Consider the following 18,450-nt stretch of genomic DNA (forward strand, 5'->3'; position numbering starts at 1 on the left):
GTAATGCTCTTTTTCCAAGAAAAAATTTATAAACGCGCTTACTTATTCGCAATCACCCAATTCCATGCGATATGTAAAACAAGGATAGAGCTGATCACCTAGCATTGGAAATTTAGCCCAATACGTTTTATCTTTATTTTGTTTAAATCCTGCTTTAATTAAGACACTTTGTGACGCTAGATGTTCCTCAGCACAAAAGGATGAAACAACTTTAGTGACGTGATTCTGCTTTAAGTACCCAATTACCCCAATTAAAGCTTCAACCATATAACCTTGCTTTTGAAACTTACGTCCAATCCCAAAATGAATTTCTCCATGATTTTCTTGACTGATGAAATACAGCACGCCCATTGCTACTTGCGTATTTGTATCACTAATCACCCATGCAAAATCACGATTATTTATTGTCCAATAATGATCTGCCCACTTTTCTAGTACATTCCTAGTCTGTTGAATAGTTAAATGTGGCAACCGCTGCAGAAAACGAGTTGCCTCTATATTCGAAAAATATGTTTCGAATAATGAAACTTCATCTCCTAGCTGATACTTTCTAAGGCATAAACGTTCAATTTCAATCGTATTGGGCATGGTCATTCAGCCTATTATTTAATGGGATAAAAATTTTTTATCGACTCCGCCATCTCAGCATTCGAAGTCTCCAAAGCTTTTTCCACATTATCAGCATCTGTGGCGCTGCGGTTTTGACTTACCTTAAACTTTCCCACCATTGAGCTAATTTTTATTTCGATAGCAGCAATTTTTCCTAGTTGTTCTTGTACAAAATCTTCAGGCGCATCCCCCATTTTCCATGGTACAGGCTGAGTCGCTTCGTGCTGACGGGTTAGTCGGGCAAGGATTCCTCTTAAATATTTTTCATCTGCAACTTTACGAATTGTGCCTTTGACATGTACCACACGATAATTCCAAGTCGGTACAACACGATGATGTTCTTGCTTCCCTGCATACCAATTTGGCGAAATATAAGCATCTGCTGCCTGAAAAATCACATAGACCTCAGCAGACTCATTCAAAAGATCAAACATTGGGTTGGCTTTGGCAATATGACCACGTAAAACACCAAATTCACCTGCTTGAGCATCATACTCAAGCGGCAAATGATTCACCTCTAGTGCCCCATCAGAATCAATTATCACTACTGTTGCCAATGGATATTGCTGGATCAGTTCAATTAAATCGGCTAAATTTTCATGCTGAAAATGTGTAGGTAAATACATGTTTTTCTAATCATTTAGAGGAGTATCAGTTGCCTCAACTTAACATCAAATACGTGAAAAGCTAAATAAAATATTTTTGTCATTCTCACGTCATGTGCATGAAATTTGCTTGTTATTTAATGAGTTTATAAAAGATATGTACAGGAGGAAAAATGACACATCGCGATCCTAAAGTAGAAAAAGTTGAGGCCCTCCTAGACCGTTTTGGCAATCTTGCAGTGGAAGGTTTCCACTATGTTGCCCTATTTGTGATTGGCTGCATGATCTTATGGTCAGCAGGTCACACGATTTTTGAAATTATCACCATTAAGCAATTCGCAACGATTGACGATATTTTGCTGTTATTTATCTATCTTGAACTGGGTGCAATGGTTGGTATTTACTTCAAAACCAATCATATGCCAGTACGGTTTTTAATTTATATTGCGATTACTGCCCTAACCCGCTTGCTCATTGCAGACATTCAACATGACCATAAAGCGGATATGGGACTGATCATTACCACAGGGTCGATTCTAATTTTAGCTGTGGCCATTTTGATCGTGCGTTATGCCTCTTGGACGTATCCATCAGTGATTCGCGATAAACATTCAGAGAAACCGCTGCCTGAAGGCAAAACCCCACGACCGCAAGATGATGAATTGGCTTAAATATTAAACACAAATCCCCCTCAATCCCCCTTTACTAAAGGGGGAGACTGACGCGATAAACATTCAGAGAAACCAATGTCTGAAGGAAAAACCCCACGCCAGCAAGATGACGAATTGGCTTAATCCAAAAATCTTTCCCTCTCCTTTTAGGAGATGAGTAGCACTGCTACGCAAGGGAGAGGTTATAAAACTTAACGATTCGGCACCAAAACATATCGCCCATTTTCAAAGATCCAATAGGTCCCACTTGGTGGTGCTGGAAGTCCTAAACGTTGCCAATCGCTGATAAAGGTATAGGTTGAGCTCGATATGCTTGCGCTGGCAGGATCACCATTCACCCATGTATAACTCTGCGAATTTTGAGTAATCGTCGTCGGAGCATTGTACTGAATACTGATACCAGCCTGTGGGTACTGCGGATAAGGTCGGTTTGGATATTGAGGATAAACTGGAGGACGATGTGGGTAGTTCGGGTAATGTTGCGGATAGTTATGACCATATTGTGGATAGCCAGGTCTGTTCATCGCTGGTGGTCGTTTAGTGGTATCGACACCTTGATAATTGGACCATTTATTTTCCGCAAAAGCACCAGCTGAAGCACTCATTAGTACTATGCCTGCCATTGCATAAAATAGTGTCGCTTTCATTCGACAATCCTCCACATTCAATACTCACAGTATAAAGAGCATTTTAGGAGAAAAAATGAATAAAAATCCATCAAATGCAATAATTTGTTAATTTCCCGACCAAGCTTAACCCTATTTCACACCACCCTGTTTTTCACTGGAATATGCTAAGATTGATTTTATTTCGTAGTGGATCAAACGCTGTGTCTGAATTAAGTTTTGACCGACTTCATCAATTTTTTTCTAAAGTTCCAAGTATTCAAGAACAACTCATCGACTCTTACGGTACCGATGGTCAAACAGCTTGGTGGTTCAAATTTCAAATTGATGTTGATCATCCTTTAGCATGGCAAACCGTTCAAGAATTGGGTCATGTCCTCAACTACATTTCTAAAAATGAACGCTTACCGACTCAATTTTTACCTGTTTCTCCTCCGCCTTATATGAACGGTGAAGCAAAACAATTCTTGTCTTGGGTTATTCAGTGTAACCATGCCGACTTTCCGCCAGACGTAATTTGTGATTGGCTAGAAGCACGTTTGCCACAGCCTGTCGATGATGCAGAAAAATGGAAAATCAAAACTGATATTAAAGAATTAGATCAAATGACGGATAAGGACTTGGACGAAATCGTTCCACCAAATCCTGAACCGAAGAATTAAAACTGATTAAATCCCCCCTAACCTCCCTTTTTAAAAGAGAGGAAAGTCCCTCTTTGAAAAAGAGGGATTTAGGGAGATTAAGACAACAATTCTAAAAAGTCGACAACCCGCTCCATTCCATAAAGCGATACATTGCATATTTCAATGTCGATTCATCTGCGTATTTGCTGTAATCGACACTCATTTGCTTAGTATCCAAATTTGACCAAGCCGTATTAAAATACTGCGATGCATCTTTAAATACTTGAGCATCTTTCAAGCCAATTACACGTAAATCCGTTTCTAAATTATAGTTTTTTAAATTACGCGCCGTGAAGTTTGCCGAACCTAAAATCATATCCGCTTGATCAGCCGTCCGTTTTAAAATCATCTTGCTATGGCACTGCTCACCGTTGGTATTACACCAGCGCACATCAATGCCAGCATCGTGTAATTCGGATGCCACTGGACGGTTCGGAATTCCATTTTTAGTACGTCCAAAAGCATCTTTATTCGGATCAAGCAGCACACGGACTTTTACACCACGTTCATGTGCAGCAATTAATTCTTTAATAATTTTGCGTTCAGACAAATAGAACATCGCAATATCAATTTCTGTACCCGCTTTTTGTGCCGTGCTAATCATGTCTAATACGCCATCATAAATGGCTTTCTCAGTCAGCACTTGTACTTGAGGCTCAGTTTTCGCGGCTTCCACGTCCTTAATCACCACAAAAGGAATATTGCCTTTCGACATCATGCCAACCGCTTGTTCTGTTTTGAGTAGATCAATTGCAGTCCTGCCCTTCACCGTCAGTGCAACATTGGAATGTCGTGAACTGCCATCGTGCGGGTTCATTGAGGTTACGAGACCTTTCCAGCCATCCACAGTATCAACCACTAAGGTTTTACGGTGATTGGCTTTAAAGTTAAACAGATCCATATAACTGCGGATCGTGACTTTTTCTGTCCCTAAAGGATTGGGTAACCAGCCTTTTTGTGGGTTATTTCCAATGTCCTGACAGCAAATATACCAAAAGCCCGACCATACAGGGTTTGACGCACGAAGCGGCACCAAATTGGTTTCCATTAACTCAATTCCACCCTGACGCAGTTGACGATAATGTTCGGGCTGAATGCCACCATAGACTGAATTGACCGGATCTGTGATCACAAAAATTTCGACTTGTGGGGATAGACGGCGCTTCATAATCAAAGCATCTGTCAATTCTTGCGTAAACTGCTCATGTTCTAGTTGAGAATCGCCGACTTGCTGATTGAATAAGAACATATCCATTACAATGGTGGATTGAGCTTCCTCAATCATTTTTAGCATTTCTTTAAAAATACGATGCTCTTGTTGCTGTTTTCCTTGTGCATCAATATACGTTTCATCCGCAAGAAAATTCACTTCTGTATGACGTAATTTCCCCGTGTAATCAAGCCCTTCTGGTAATGGCTTCAAGGTGTGATACGTTGCCGAAGCTAAATAACCTAAAGCCAACAACCCAATCACCACACTGACATAGCGACGGCGTGACCAATTGAGCTTTTGATGTATTCGTTGAATGATGCGCATAAGAAAAAACCTAGTCTAATGCGCTCAGACTAGGTTCTATTCATTGATTTTTCAAGAGGATTTCTGTGACTTTACCTAGACTTAGTCAGTAAAGTCTGTGCAATTTCAATTAGAAACCAAATTCAAGACCGACCGTAAAATTACGACCCACTTGTGGAATATTCGCTAAGAATGAACTGTGTGAATAGACCTCTTCATCCAGTAAATTATTGGCTTTGAAATACACACGGTAGTTATTTCGATCTTTTAACTGACCGCTATATGCCACACCTAAGTTGACCATGTTATAACCGTCAGTTGGTTGTTCATACGCGGTGATTTTGTCTTGCTTAAAGACGTGTGCATATTCTGCCTGACCTGACCAACCATCCGCAAAGTCAACATCGACTTTTGTGCCTAAACGCCCTGCCGGTACACGTGGTGCATTTTCACCATCAATTTTGCCACGGACATAATCACCAAACACACTCAGTTTATACATGTCATTGATGGCATAACCCATTTGTGCTTCAGCACCATAAAACTTGGCTTTGTCTTGGGTGTAATCAACTAAGCGGAAGTTTTTAAAATTATCTTTGGTTGCCGCATAAATGTAGTTGTCATACCAGTTGTGATACACATGAACGTGATAATCCAACTGATCTTTTTCATAGTGGAAGCCCAATTCTAGATTATTGGATTTTTCTACATCCAGATTTTCATTTCCACGCTCATAGGTATTGGTCGCAAAATGCTTTCCGTTGGCATATAGCTCTTGCGCCAATGGCAAACGCTCTTGATGTGACCCCACGAGTGACAATTTATAGTTTGGCGCGAACTCCCAGTTCACGGCACCTGAGTAGGAAATACCATAGTCGTCATAATCTTTTTGTTCAGAATCAATCTCAATTTTTTGCTGATCGACACGGGTACCCAACTCGATATGGAAATCGCCAAATTGTTTATGCTCTAAACCAAAAACACTCCATTTTTGCGTTTTATTTGGATTCATCAATGACTCTTCACCACTAATATTGAGCTTTTGTTGATTGTACTGTGTTCCGATCACTCCTTCCCAATTGGCAATCGGGTTATGCACCAATTCTAAGCGTGCATCATAACCTTGACTTTTGAAGGTCGTTGCTGCGGTATTGCCTTCAATTTCATCATGCTTGTAATCGGTATAACTGGCATGTGCACGTAATTTTTGGAACCCAGCAAACGGCTCAGCTAGTTCGGTACGGAAATCATAACGTTCAGATTTTAAATCGACCCACGGACCAGCAGCATCATGGTCGTGATCGTGGTCGTCATGTGCTGAATGATCATGACCATCTGAATGCCCATGATTATCGCCGCCATCACAATGTAAATGATCATCATGTGGATGGCAGCTTTCGTATTCATGGCTATGACCGGGTAATCCATATTGATCTTGGCGGTTGGTATAAGACAGCCCAGCAAAACCACGATCGTGAATCCATGATGCACCAACACTTACATTTTGACCTTCAGCGAAGGTATTACCCACACGACGTTCTTTTTCTAACTCACCCTCATGATCATGGAAATAGTTGGGTGCGATATAGTCATTGGCTTTACGCTTTGAGCCCTCAACACGCAGTGCAAAGTTTTTACCTAACGCAGCAGTAACACCTGCACTCGCTAATTTTTCGTCGCTACCTGAGTTATAACGTAGCCCAACCTGTCCCTCTAAACCATTTTCAGGCATCTGCGTTGGAATTTTTTGATCGGTGACATTCACCAATCCACCCACAGTCCCTGCTGCATACAGTAACGTTGATGGGCCACGAATCACTTCAACTTGCTTTGCTAAAATAGGATCAACGGTAACGGCATGATCGGGTGACAGCGTTGAAACATCGGCGGTTTCAGAAGCATGTTCTAACACTTTAACTCGCGGGCCATCTTGACCGCGAATTACAGGGCGACTTGAACCTGCACCAAACTGATTTGAATATACTCCAGGTTGTCCAGCTAGTGCATCGCCAATAGTCACACCACCTTGTGCCAAATCTTTGTGCTTCATAATATTGTCTGCGACAGCAAAGTCCGCTGCACTTTGGTTTAAAGGATGCACTTGAACATTAATTGCATCTAAAGTTTGTACCTGTTGTTCTGGGTCATCTGCGTAAATACTGGGTGCAATCACTGCAAAAATTGAAATTGTGATTAAATTCTTATGAAAGTTCATTTGGAGAGGCTCAAATCTGGCTAATCTTGAATAATGTTATATTATAACATTTCAATATTTTTGCAATAAAAAACATTTCTATATCGTCTTATGCTTTAGACTCGAACTCACTTCTTTGTATTTATTGATAAATTTATTTTATTTCAATGCCTTTTACTTTATCTCATGCTGTCCTCGCCCCACCGATTTCAAAATTGACTGGAAATCGCTTGCCCATTGCCGCCCTTGCCATTGGGACAATGGTACCTGACCTATTCCGTTTATTTACCAATGCCAATTACGATGGTTCGCATCAATGGTCCGGTTTAATTTTCCCGAACTTACTGGTAGGCATAATTTTCTGTTTGCTGTGGTACAGCCTTTACCGACCGATGCTCTTGGCATTTTTTGGCTTAAATAAACCGCTCAATATTGGCAGCGTCAATCGTTTTTGCGGTTTTGTGATCGCGATCATTGCCTCTGTGATTATCGGCACGGTCACACATATTGTTTGGGATGGACTGACCCATGTGGACTTTCGAACTTTTGCATTTAAAGAGATTTTAATGCAGCCTATCAGTTTGTTTGATCACAGCTATCCTTTGCATCGTGTATTGCAAATTGGACTCTCTGCATTAGCTTTGCCTGTACTGGGCTGGATGATCTATCGTCATCATTTGCATTATCGTGGCTCAGATCTAGTCCATCGCAATATTAAACGCTATGTTTATGCGCTATTCGTCTTGTCCTTGCTGGCAGGCATTGCAAGTTATATGTATTTTGCGGACAGCATTTATGCCGATGCCTTCGTACATGATTTATATGCCTATATAGGTAAAGCGATTAATTATTTTTTTCGGGCATTTTTAGCGACATTTACAGTGGGTAGTATTTTTTTCCTACTCTTAAAATATATGACGGATATTTTCTCAAAATCATCGACATAAGTGGCTTGAGCCGTCTGAGTAGTAGGTAATTTTTATTGTTTTAGTCCGAAGTCCTTGTGACAAAATTCCCAAAAAGAGGCATAATCTCCCATTCGAATAAAAGCGGTACGCTGTTTACGTATTCGCTGACCTTAACCCATATAGTTGGATTTCTAACGCTATGATGCGAACTCATTACTGCGGTTCTTTAACCGAAGCTCAAATTGACCAAACCGTTACATTATGCGGTTGGGTACATCGTCGCCGTGACCACGGTGGTGTAATCTTCCTTGACATGCGTGACCGTGACGGTCTTGTTCAAGTGGTTATTGACCCAGATACTCCAGAAGCTTTCGCAACTGCAGACAAATCACGTTCAGAATTCGTATTAAAAATTACAGGCCGTGTACGTCGTCGTTACGAAGGTACTGAAAACGCGAATATCGTGAGTGGTCAAATCGAAGTTTTAGGCAAAGAAATTGAAGTTCTTGCTGCTTCTGAGACTCCTCCATTCCCATTGAATGACGAAAATACCAATATTTCTGAAGAAGTACGTTTGAAATATCGTTTCCTCGATATTCGTCGTCCAGAAATGTTAGATCGTTTACGTTTCCGTTCTAAATTGACTAACCTGATTCGTAACTACTTCGAAGACAATGGTTTCTTAGACGTTGAAACTCCGATCTTGACTCGTGCAACTCCTGAAGGCGCACGTGACTATTTAGTGCCAAGTCGTGTTTCTAACGGTAGCTTCTACGCACTTCCACAATCTCCACAGCTATTCAAACAGTTGTTGATGGTTGGCGGTATTGATCGTTACTACCAAATTGCTAAATGTTTCCGTGATGAAGACTTACGTGCTGACCGTCAGCCTGAATTCACACAAATCGACGTTGAAACATCGTTCATGAGTGACGATGACATCATGGATTTAATGGAACGTTTAACGGTTAAGATGTTCAAAGAACTTCTTAACGTTGAATTCGACAAATTCCCGCGTATGACTTATGCAGATGCAATGCGTGACTATGCATCTGACAAACCAGATATGCGTATTCCTTTGAAACTTGTTGACGTTGCAGACATGATGCAAGACGTTGAGTTCAAAGTATTCGCAGGTCCTGCTAAAGATCCTAAAGGCCGTATCGTTGCGCTTCGCGTACCAGGTGCTGGCGCACTTCCACGTAGCCAAATCGACGAATACACTAAATTCGTAGGTATCTACGGTGCGAAAGGCTTGGCTTACATCAAAGTCAACGAACTTGAAAAAGGTATCGAAGGTCTTCAATCTCCAATCGTTAAATTCATCGAACCAATCGTACTTGATCTATTGAAACGTGTTGGCGCTGAAAATGGCGACATCGTATTCTTCGGTGCGGACAAAGCGAAAGTTGTAAACGATGCAATGGGCGCTTTACGTATCAAAGTCGGTCATGACATGAAGCTTGCAACTTGCGAGTGGGCGCCTCTTTGGGTGGTTGACTTCCCAATGTTCGAAGAAACTGACGACGGCAAATGGACCTCTGTTCACCACCCATTCACGCTTCCAAAATCAAGCGTTGAAGAAGTGAAAAACAACCCAGGTGCTGCATTGTCTGTTGCTTACGATATGGTATTGAACGGTACCGAAGTTGGTGGCGGTTCACTTCGTATCTTCAACCTAGAAATGCAAAAAGCGATCTTTGAAGCGCTTGGCATTGGCGAAGAAGAAGCAGAAGAGAAATTCAGCTTCTTGCTTAACGCGTTGAAATTCGGTGCGCCTCCTCACGGTGGTTTGGCATTCGGTCTTGACCGTCTCGTAATGTTGATGACTGGTGCATCTTCAATCCGTGACGTGATTGCATTCCCGAAAACCAAAACTGCGGAATGTCCTTTAACTCAAGCGCCTGCGCCAGTTGAAGCGAACCAATTGCGTGACCTTGGTATTCGTTTACGCGAAAAACCAAAAGCTGAAGAAGCTAAATAATTTTTTACTTCCTTCTTTTTCTCCCTTTGGGAGGAACATAAAGAGGGAATAAAAAAGCCCTGCAAGTGCAGGGCTTTTTTTTATGTGTTATGGCTTTAAACTCTAATTTTTTAAATTTAAGTCATAGTTCAAACCAATTTTGATGAATTATGCTAATCACTCAGATACAAAGCACGCTATGATGTAGCGCATACAAGTTAACTTGGCTTAAACGCGCAATTTTGCTTAGCGATATTGCCATATATATTGATTTATTCTAATTTTTTTTGTTGCATAGATTCTGATCTTTTTCTTTATATTTTCACTTAAAGTGCAAAATCCATTGGCAAAATTTTCAACACATCCTCTGATAAAATAACCGAGAATCGCAGCTATAATGTATTTCATTTTCAAAATTCTATCTGTTCTTCCCTTAAGGTTATTACAATCTATTGCGTTATTTGCCGCATTTGTACTTTACGTTTTTAATTCTTCGATTAAACGTATTACCACAATTAATATTCAACTGGCTTATCCTGATTTAACACCCGCTGCACAGCAACACCTTGTCAAAAAAAGCATGCAAAGCCAGTTTCTCACCTACGTAGAATTTATTAAATGCTGGGGTATGCCACCCAGTTATAGCTTAGATTTATTGAAAAATATTCAAGGTGAATCTGTACTCACTGAGGCTTTAGCCAATAAAAAAGGTGTCATCGTAGTGGTGCCACATTTTGGCTGTTGGGAGCTACTGAATGCTTGGTTGAATGTCTATACTCAACCCATGATTATGTATAAGCCAAACAAGAACAAAGGCATTAACCGTTATATGCTTGAAGCGCGACAAAAGTTTAATGCAACCCTCGTCCCGACAGATGAAACTGGCATCCGTGCCATCTTTAAACATCTGAAACAAGGTGGTTTAACGGTCATTTTGCCAGATCATCTTCCTAAAGCTTCAGGCGGAATCTATTCTAAATTTTTTGGTCAAAATACGTTGACGGTAACTTTGGTATCGAAACTTGCGGCAAAAACCCAATGTAATGTGATTGGTTTAAGTTGTATTCGTAATGATGATTTATCCAGTTTTGACCTACAGTGTATCCCACTTTCAGACGACATCTCATCTAAGGATTTACAGCTTTCTGTTGACAGTTTGAATAGCGCCATGCGCGATATGATTAATCAAGCCCCTGAACAATATATCTGGTCGTATAAGCGTTTTAGAAACTGCTACGGTGGAATTAATGTCTATCGAAAGCCTAAAAAGATAAATGTGACCACATCAAATTAGCAATAATCCTCGATTCATAGAAACTAAATAGTTGAATTTATTTGACTTACTTCGATTCAATTGAGAAGCGTTTTCAACAGTGGCATAATAGCCATCACTTTCCACTTTGCTGTGAATCTCCCCTATGGCTATGCGTCCTGAAGTTCGCCGTCGTGCAATCGTTCTAATTGTTTTTGCAGTGGTTCAGTGGTTGTTCATGCGCTATATTTTGGCAAACGAATTATTCAACCTCACCACCTATAACCGCATTGTTTTCTTCTGCGTGAGTAGTTTGGCTGGTGCATTACTGATTTTTGTCGGTCTGATTTATATGGTCCTGAAGGGCAATGCGGATCTTAACAAAGAGTAATTTTATAAGGTTTGGCCTCATCTCGGGGCCAACTGAATGACCTGTTTTGCCGTATTCCAAATTTCATTACATTCTTGCCATTTTTGATGATTCACAAAATAGGTTTCTGGCAACCGAATATATGAGCCTTGAATAGCATAAAGCTGCGCTAAAGTATCAATCGCAGTTGAACGTATCGAGTAATATCCTTCAAAACACCAGCCCTGCTCGTACTGAAATAATTCTAAAATCGTCTCATATTTTAAAATTTTATAACCCAATGCCTCGATTGCATTTAAAGTATTTTTATTCAAATAACGATGCGGTGCGTAGTAGACAATGCAATTTGGCATCTGTTGTTTAAACTGCGTTAATATTTCTAAATAATCTGCTTCAGATTTTAAATACGTTTCAACTAAGTTCGACCCAATCAACAAAACGTGATTTTTTTTCACATCAAGTTGACTTACCTGCGTTTTAAAATAGCGGTAATCATTAACGAGCAGTGTGTGCTCTGTTTTTAAGTCGTCATAAAGCGTAAATAATTTAAGTTGCTTTAAGACCTGTGGATTTTGTTGAATCGCAAACAATGGCTGCGAACGATCTTTATTGTAATAACTTCCACGATTCAAGTGATCTACGATCATGCGTGTCTCATTACCATCATCAATCAACCAGTAATTGTCTACATTTAAACAATTCATTAAATGCAGTGGTATATGATGAATCATCCCCGTAAACAAATGCTCATAATAACTATTGTTGTGAAAATGCTTTTTTAGTTGAAAGGCATAGAATTTCTTTTTCCATCCCATAAATGGCTGATAAATAATTCGGCTCCAGCCACTTAACGTCTTTAGCATGCTCTGAATAATGTTTAAATCAGCTTGAGAGCCGTAGACCACCAATAACTCATTTTCAGCATTCAGTTCAGCAAAGCGTTGCATTGCCTCAAATGCATTAAAAAATTGCAAAGGCGTACGAACAATAAACAATCGTTTTCTCATGGCGAATACACTATATTAAGAATCTGGTTTTTATAATGATCTAAACATTTATTACACATAATTTTATCCATTGCCAATTTCAACATATTGAACGATAGGAATTTTTCTTGAAGCACTATTTTATTCTCAATGATACACGTACCAATCTTCATCATGGCTGCGAAGTGGTAATGAATAATCTCTACAGTCTAATACAAAAAAATAATCCGGATGCCCGTTTTTCTAAGCTTTGTACAGGTCAAACCATTTCTGAGGAAAAATGGCATGAACTTTTAGAAGATGTTGATGTGGTGATTATTAATGGTGAAGGCACATTACATGACGCCGCCCCTTTCGGCGAATTTTTGTTAAAACTGGGTCAAATTGCAAAACAAAAGAATAAGAAAGTTTTTTTAGTGAATAGCACTTGGGAAAATAACCCAAGCGCATGGAATGAGCTGATTAATGAGTTTGATGGCTTATATGTACGTGATCAAAAAAGTTTAGCGACGTTAAAAACTCAACATCCACATTGCGAATATGCCGCAGATTTAACTTTTTATTCAATCCATCAAGCGCATCAGTCCAATACCTCTAAGTCTACATCTGCAATTAGGCCTCAAGTCATTGTAAATGATTCAGTCTATAGTCATGTTAGTGATGCCTTATTTAACTATGCCAAAAAGCATCAACTTGACTACCATCCCATTACCCGTGAGCTACCTTTATCATCCGATACGATTGGCTATAATCCGAAAAAGATGAAAAAGTTGAAACAATATAAACTTTTATCACAGCTCACTTTTGGACTCTATCAACCCCGTCGTTACTATCAAGATTTCGACTATTGCATAGATGATACCGCAGCTTTTAAGCAAAAAATGCTTGATAGTGATTTGGTCATTACAGGTCGTTATCATTGCTTATGCTTTTGTTTACAAATGCAAATTCCTGTTTTGATTGTGGCATCAAACACCTCTAAAACTCAAAATCTACTGAGTGATGCAGGGCTTCGAGATCGACATATTAAGACTGATGATTTAAACCAATTGTCACTGCAACAGTTGTTAGAAAAAGCCCAGTACAGTGATGAAGAAAAACAGAAGTTAATAGATTTCAGCCTTAATACTCAGCGAAAACATGAACAAATATTTGAAAAAATCTGTGCATAAAAAAAGCCGCTCAATGAGCGGCTTTTTTTATGCTTGAGCTTTACGTATTGCATCTAAAGCAGCATCTGTCACCACCTGCTGACCCAGTGACGATAAATGTGTAGAGTCATCATAATTATTTACTAAGTCTTGGTTAAGCACTTGATAGTTCGGCACGTATAAAACACGCTTACCATCACTCAATTCTTTTAAGGCTTGGTTATATTTTAAAATACGCGGTTCACGTGATTTGTCCTGATTCGGATATGTCTCAACCAGTAAAATGTATTTCGCTTTACTGTGCTCAATCATATATCGGATATTGTCGACATATTCTTCATAAGGCACAACATTAGTTTCTCCGACTACACTATGCCAGTGAAATTTACGTGCATATTTTTTAATTTTTTTAACGAGTTTTCTTAAAAATTTACGCCAAGGTGAATCTGGATAATACAAAACAAACGGCGAACCTTTAAAGGTCAACCAACTGTCCACACCACCATACTGAATACTGATGACATCAGCTTCAGCGACATTTTTTAGATTAAAAAATTGAAGGCCTTCACGTGTGCTCGACATGGTATAACCATAGTTTTCAACTGCCCAGCCATTCGCCTGAGCAATACGTTCAGGATATGCATTACCGATGTTGTGCACTTCACCTGCTGTATTACAACCACCCAAAGCAACATAACGAATTGGATTGCTCATTCTTTTTTCCAAAGTCAGCGACGCACACATTATACGCTAGAAAATAAGCCATGTTACACTATGATGAATTCTGCAAATTTATTTCATTTGATGTGAGCCAGCATGCAACCTGATTTCGGTCTATCTTCAGAAACTTACCATGTTCATCATGAAAGCTTAGCCCATCTTCCACAACGTGATTTTTCATTTATCGCAGAGCATTTAGACTGTGATGCAGTCGTGCTACTCGCATGTGAAGCCAATCAAAATGAAGATTGCATTATTTATTTAAAGCAAGGTGTTAACTTAAGCCAAGAACGTTTACGTACACGTTTTGCCTTCCAGACCGAAGGTTTCTTTTTTAATTTTTTTGGCTCATTTATTAAGAAAATTAGATCACGCCGCCAAAACTTTAGTAGCCAAAATTATCGTATTTTACTCAGTGACATTACTGCAAATGCTTTAGAACGAAATATCAAAACCCCTGAAACCGCATATAACTGGACTAGTCGTCGTTGGAAACTCGATGAAGACAAACGTCAGGAACGCTATAGTAAGCTAGAAAATTCTTTTAAAGATTCCGGTTATGACTTTAATTTTCCGATGCACATTATGCTATGTCGTTCAATGGGCGTGAAAGATAAGCTGAATCAAGGCCACCACCGCATCATGTTTTGTAAAATTTACAACATTGATGAAGTGAGTACTAAATTTATTAGCTCAGCATACATGCCGCCCGTATTTCAGCCCTTCTTTAAAAAGTTTATTGAAGTCACAAACTATAAACAGGTTTAACGTTGCAGATTGTTGATCGCTTCCTGATAAACCGTCACAGTGTTTGATAGCATATGTTGTATCGTTAGATGTTGCTGAGCCAAATAAAATGCAGGTTGGAAAGCGTCAGCAGGCTGCTCTTGTGCACAATAGTGTTCTATTACATGTTGCAATGCTGCTGCATCATTCGGTTCGCATAAGTATTCATTGGCTAAGAACTCTTGCATCATCCCAACTCGTGTCCCAATCACCGGTCGCTGTAATAATAATGCCTCACCCAAGGTATATGGCCCACCTTCGCGTAAAGATGAAACGATCAATGCCTCATGCTCACAAATGAGTTTTTGTATTTCTGTTGAATGCCCAACCAATTTCACACGATCTAGCAAATCATATTCTTGCATCAATTGTTCTAACTGTGAGCGCTGTTCACCTTCCCCTGCAATAGTCAGATGATGTGGAATTTTGTGCCATGCCTTAAGCAAAACATCAAAACCTTTCACTTCATTTAAACGTCCAATCGCAATAAATTTTCGGTTTTTTTGAAAGGGTGTTACGGATTCTTTAATTTCAACACCGTTATACACTACCGAAACTTTGCTAGGATCAGGCAGTTGCAGCTTTAAATGTTCGCTCACCACAATAATTTGATCAAAAGCTTGATTGACTTGATTTTTTTTCTTTTGACCATGCACTGTAACGATACATGGAAATTGAAACCCTGCCACCATCGATTGTACGAATTGAGCAGTTTTCGCTGCGTGGACATGTAAAACTTCTGGCTGTGTTGCCAATATTTTCTTTTTTAGTTGATATTTAGTCCATGGATTATGGCGACTTCCACTCAGATCCATTTCGACAAAATTAACCGCAGGATTCACTAGAGATGAAAATCTCGAATGTGCGATTAAGCTCACTTTGTGGGTTTGACTCAAGCCATTTGCAAGCTCAATCACATGCTTTTCTAGACCACCATCTTCAGCACTGGCCATAACTAAGCTAATGCGCATGTTTCACCCCTCGCGTTTACCTAATTTCAGTCTTAATTTCACCGCAAACATCGAGTCTTTACCACTAATTTTAATACGACGTAATTGCATAAAATCGGGACTAGAATCATCAATACCTTCAATGGTGGTCACAGCATTGGTATAGCCTGCTTGTTTTGCTAGTACGACATCACGTTCTGAATATATTCCAAATGGATAAGCAAAACTATGTACCGATTTTCCTGTCATTTCTTCTAATTGCTGTTTGGATTGAATTAACTCAGAAAAACACGCTTCATCACTCAATTTATCTAGATTTGCATGAGTCATTGTATGTGAGCCAATTTCGACTAAACCGCTATTTGCCAATTGTCGTACTTGTTCATCCGATAATTTCGGCTCACGTGCTAATTCACCACTATTATGATGTGCTTTTTTATAGGTCGACCAATCTCGATCATGGCGATCGACCACTACATAAATCGTCGCTTTCGCTTGATATTTTTCTAGTATAGGAAAAGCATTTTCTAAATTATCCAGATAACCATCATCAAAAGTAATTGCCACGGTTTTCTGTGGGTGATTTCCCCAGTTTTGTTGTAACTCTTGCATAGTCACGAAATGAAAACCATCTGCTTTCATCCAAGCAATTTGTTTTTCAAATTCTGCTGGCGTTACTCTTAATTTGTTAAATTTCGCTCCATCTATATGTTCACGAACCATGTGATACATCAAAATTCGTGGCTTTTTCCAGTCCACAGCAGGCTTCCACCATGCATATTTGTAGCTAAAAGCAATCAGCATAATCAACAGGAAAACGACAATATAAATCACAGGGATAAGCCTTCAAAAGCACTTCCACTATGTTGCCACACGACCTGCCGCATTAAAAGTATCAGTCTAAAAATTACTGAATATGCATAATAAGCACGATACCGTATTTAAAAGGCATTATCTGACAACTAAAATTACTGTCCTTTTAATGAGTGATATGGGATGTAATCGTCCCAATCAAATACCATGACATTTTGATTATCTGGAATTTGATCCAAGTTTCGATTCTGATCTAACAGTGGGGTCTTAACACCCAACAATCCTGCAAAAATGTTCATATAGTCATAGGCACTGACAGTTTTTGCATAGTCATTTTTAGCCTTTGCATCGCTCGTCAGTACAAAGAATGGCACTTGATAATTGTCTTTAAACTCGTTATCGACATGATACGAATCTTCATCGACCGTCATACCATGATCGGAGAAATAATTTATGCTAAAACTACGCTGATCTGCTTTTAAGTTTGTATAAATCTTCTCAACGAAACGATCTAACTTATTGATTGATGATAAATAACAGTTAATTCGCTCAGGCTTCGCTGCATACAAGCGTGGTGACTCAAATAAACGCTCGCATGCATCTGGATGCGACCCCATCATATGAATAAAAATCACATTTTTTTGATTTGGATATTTTTTTAATTGAGTTTCTAGAATATCGACCATTTGATCATCGTCGATATTACTCGACATATAATTTCCGCTCTTTAAGAAAAACTGATGATCTGCATGAATGGCAATTTTTGAAATTGCAGTATCATTTTTACCCATAAAACCTTGGTTTGAAATCCACATGGTATTGTAACCGGCTTGTTTTGCTAGCGTTACAACATTCATCGCAATTTGTGGATCACGATTTTTATCCACCAAGGCTAAAGTCCGTGTCAAACTAGTAACAGTATTTGGTGCAGTTGCAATATAGTGATCGACCACTTGCAATGGCATCTTGCTCAAAAATGGCGTGGTTTCTTCTTTTGCGCCATATAAGGACATGTGGTCACGCTGTACACTTTCCCCAATAATAATAATTTGATTATCGTATTGTGGTTGTACACTTTGAATTTTCCAATCGACTCTTTGGGTATTATCTTCTAGTAGTTTGGCTTCTTCTTGCTTATATTTCACGGTTGCCAATGCCGTTTGGATCCAGAAAATACTTATGCCGTTGACGAGTAGAATTAACGCAAGAATGAGTTTTCTATAATTTCCTTGCGTTGTGGTATCGAAAAAGAAGATGTAGAAAAAAGTCGCTAAAAAAAGTAATACGGCAAAAATAATGTATTGCGAATCGACAACCGATAAAAATTCAAAAGCTTCATTTGAGTTGCTTTGGAACATCGATGCAATAATACCCAAGGACATATGGCCTTGTAAAAACCCAGTACCACTCGAAATATAAGCACATAAAAATAAAAATAGAATAAGAAAAACACTTTTAATCCATCTGCCTTTAAACTGTTTAATGGCAATGAGAAAAAAGGTGCTTGAGATGACCAATACGAAAAATAAAGGGGCATCTTTTAAAGCAGATAAATAATCCCAAAAACCTAAGCCAACACAAAATCCAATTGAAAGTAAAATAGGAAACAAATAGGTTTTTAGCATTATCCCAACGACCCTTTAATAT

General features: G+C 39.2%; 18 protein-coding genes. 8 read left to right on the forward strand and 10 right to left on the reverse strand.

From position 1 onward, the window contains the following. Positions 1-42 precede the first annotated feature (42 nt). Both B9T33_RS07715 and B9T33_RS07720 read right to left on the reverse strand, forming a co-directional pair. Positions 43-588 carry a GNAT family N-acetyltransferase gene (locus B9T33_RS07715; protein ID WP_171263604.1) on the reverse strand — a complete coding sequence of 182 codons (546 nt, stop codon included), beginning with the start codon at positions 586-588 and terminating at the stop codon, positions 43-45. 14 nt (positions 589-602) lie between these two features. Then, positions 603-1,235 (reverse strand): FMN-binding negative transcriptional regulator, encoded by a 633-nt coding sequence (locus B9T33_RS07720; RefSeq protein ID WP_086178359.1) that lies wholly within the window; start codon positions 1,233-1,235, stop codon positions 603-605. 152 nt (positions 1,236-1,387) lie between these two features. Here B9T33_RS07720 and B9T33_RS07725 point away from each other — a divergent pair, with 152 nt between their 5' ends. Next, positions 1,388-1,885 carry a phosphate-starvation-inducible protein PsiE gene (locus tag B9T33_RS07725; protein WP_086178360.1) on the forward strand — a complete coding sequence of 166 codons (498 nt, stop codon included), beginning with the start codon at positions 1,388-1,390 and terminating at the stop codon, positions 1,883-1,885. A gap of 191 nt (positions 1,886-2,076) precedes the next feature. On the opposite strand, the gene B9T33_RS07730 is transcribed toward B9T33_RS07725, so the two are convergent. Beyond that, positions 2,077-2,532 (reverse strand): RcnB family protein, encoded by a 456-nt coding sequence (locus B9T33_RS07730; protein WP_086178361.1) that lies wholly within the window; start codon positions 2,530-2,532, stop codon positions 2,077-2,079. A gap of 182 nt (positions 2,533-2,714) precedes the next feature. Here B9T33_RS07730 and B9T33_RS07735 point away from each other — a divergent pair, with 182 nt between their 5' ends. Next, on the forward strand, positions 2,715-3,173 hold the full coding sequence (locus tag B9T33_RS07735; RefSeq protein WP_086178479.1) for a hypothetical protein: 459 nt from the start codon (positions 2,715-2,717) through the stop codon (positions 3,171-3,173). 91 nt (positions 3,174-3,264) lie between these two features. Here the strand turns inward: B9T33_RS07735 and B9T33_RS07740 are convergent, their stop codons facing one another. Next, positions 3,265-4,731 (reverse strand): phospholipase D family protein, encoded by a 1,467-nt coding sequence (locus B9T33_RS07740; RefSeq protein WP_086178362.1) that lies wholly within the window; start codon positions 4,729-4,731, stop codon positions 3,265-3,267. Between the two features lie 109 nt (positions 4,732-4,840). Further along, positions 4,841-6,925, reverse strand: a complete 2,085-nt coding sequence (gene znuD, locus B9T33_RS07745; protein WP_086178363.1) for a zinc piracy TonB-dependent receptor ZnuD — start codon at positions 6,923-6,925, stop codon at positions 4,841-4,843. A gap of 146 nt (positions 6,926-7,071) precedes the next feature. Here znuD and B9T33_RS07750 point away from each other — a divergent pair, with 146 nt between their 5' ends. From B9T33_RS07750 to B9T33_RS07765, 4 genes are all read left to right on the forward strand, one after another. Continuing rightward, positions 7,072-7,851, forward strand: coding sequence for a DUF4184 family protein (locus B9T33_RS07750; RefSeq protein WP_086178364.1), 780 nt, complete (start codon positions 7,072-7,074; stop codon positions 7,849-7,851). Positions 7,852-8,011: 160 nt separating this feature from the next. Continuing rightward, positions 8,012-9,796, forward strand: a complete 1,785-nt coding sequence (aspS, locus tag B9T33_RS07755; RefSeq protein WP_086178365.1) for an aspartate--tRNA ligase — start codon at positions 8,012-8,014, stop codon at positions 9,794-9,796. A gap of 376 nt (positions 9,797-10,172) precedes the next feature. Then, on the forward strand, positions 10,173-11,069 hold the full coding sequence (locus B9T33_RS07760; protein ID WP_086178366.1) for a lysophospholipid acyltransferase family protein: 897 nt from the start codon (positions 10,173-10,175) through the stop codon (positions 11,067-11,069). A gap of 124 nt (positions 11,070-11,193) precedes the next feature. Beyond that, positions 11,194-11,418, forward strand: a complete 225-nt coding sequence (locus B9T33_RS07765) for a hypothetical protein (RefSeq protein WP_086178367.1) — start codon at positions 11,194-11,196, stop codon at positions 11,416-11,418. A 17-nt stretch (positions 11,419-11,435) separates the two neighbouring features. On the opposite strand, the gene B9T33_RS07770 is transcribed toward B9T33_RS07765, so the two are convergent. Beyond that, complete coding sequence (locus tag B9T33_RS07770) at positions 11,436-12,404, reverse strand: hypothetical protein (protein ID WP_143224003.1); 969 nt, start codon at positions 12,402-12,404, stop codon at positions 11,436-11,438. A gap of 107 nt (positions 12,405-12,511) precedes the next feature. On the opposite strand from B9T33_RS07770, the gene B9T33_RS07775 reads away from it, so the two are divergent. Continuing rightward, the gene (locus tag B9T33_RS07775; RefSeq protein ID WP_086178369.1) at positions 12,512-13,555 is read left to right on the forward strand and encodes a polysaccharide pyruvyl transferase family protein; all 1,044 of its coding nucleotides are present in this window, start codon (positions 12,512-12,514) and stop codon (positions 13,553-13,555) included. A gap of 27 nt (positions 13,556-13,582) precedes the next feature. Here the strand turns inward: B9T33_RS07775 and B9T33_RS07780 are convergent, their stop codons facing one another. Further along, on the reverse strand, positions 13,583-14,248 hold the full coding sequence (locus tag B9T33_RS07780) for an SGNH/GDSL hydrolase family protein (protein ID WP_086178370.1): 666 nt from the start codon (positions 14,246-14,248) through the stop codon (positions 13,583-13,585). A 102-nt stretch (positions 14,249-14,350) separates the two neighbouring features. Between B9T33_RS07780 and B9T33_RS07785 the strand changes: the two genes are divergently transcribed. Continuing rightward, entirely contained in the window at positions 14,351-15,022 is a 672-nt protein-coding gene (locus tag B9T33_RS07785) for a hypothetical protein (protein WP_086178371.1), read from the forward strand. Here the strand turns inward: B9T33_RS07785 and B9T33_RS07790 are convergent. The 3 genes from B9T33_RS07790 to B9T33_RS07800 all read right to left on the reverse strand — a co-directional run bounded on the left by B9T33_RS07790 (position 15,019) and on the right by B9T33_RS07800 (position 18,428). Next, positions 15,019-16,011 (reverse strand): glycosyltransferase, encoded by a 993-nt coding sequence (locus B9T33_RS07790; RefSeq protein WP_086178372.1) that lies wholly within the window; start codon positions 16,009-16,011, stop codon positions 15,019-15,021. The genes B9T33_RS07785 and B9T33_RS07790 overlap by 4 nt on opposite strands. Before the next feature lie 3 nt (positions 16,012-16,014). Further along, a complete protein-coding gene (locus tag B9T33_RS07795) occupies positions 16,015-16,794 on the reverse strand; it encodes a polysaccharide deacetylase family protein (RefSeq protein ID WP_416202590.1) in 780 nt (259 codons plus the stop codon). A gap of 164 nt (positions 16,795-16,958) precedes the next feature. Beyond that, complete coding sequence (locus B9T33_RS07800) at positions 16,959-18,428, reverse strand: phosphoethanolamine transferase (protein WP_086178374.1); 1,470 nt, start codon at positions 18,426-18,428, stop codon at positions 16,959-16,961. Positions 18,429-18,450: the final 22 nt, after the last annotated feature.

The sequence above is a fragment of the Acinetobacter sp. ANC 5054 genome (genome assembly GCF_002135295.1).
Classification (GTDB): domain Bacteria; phylum Pseudomonadota; class Gammaproteobacteria; order Pseudomonadales; family Moraxellaceae; genus Acinetobacter.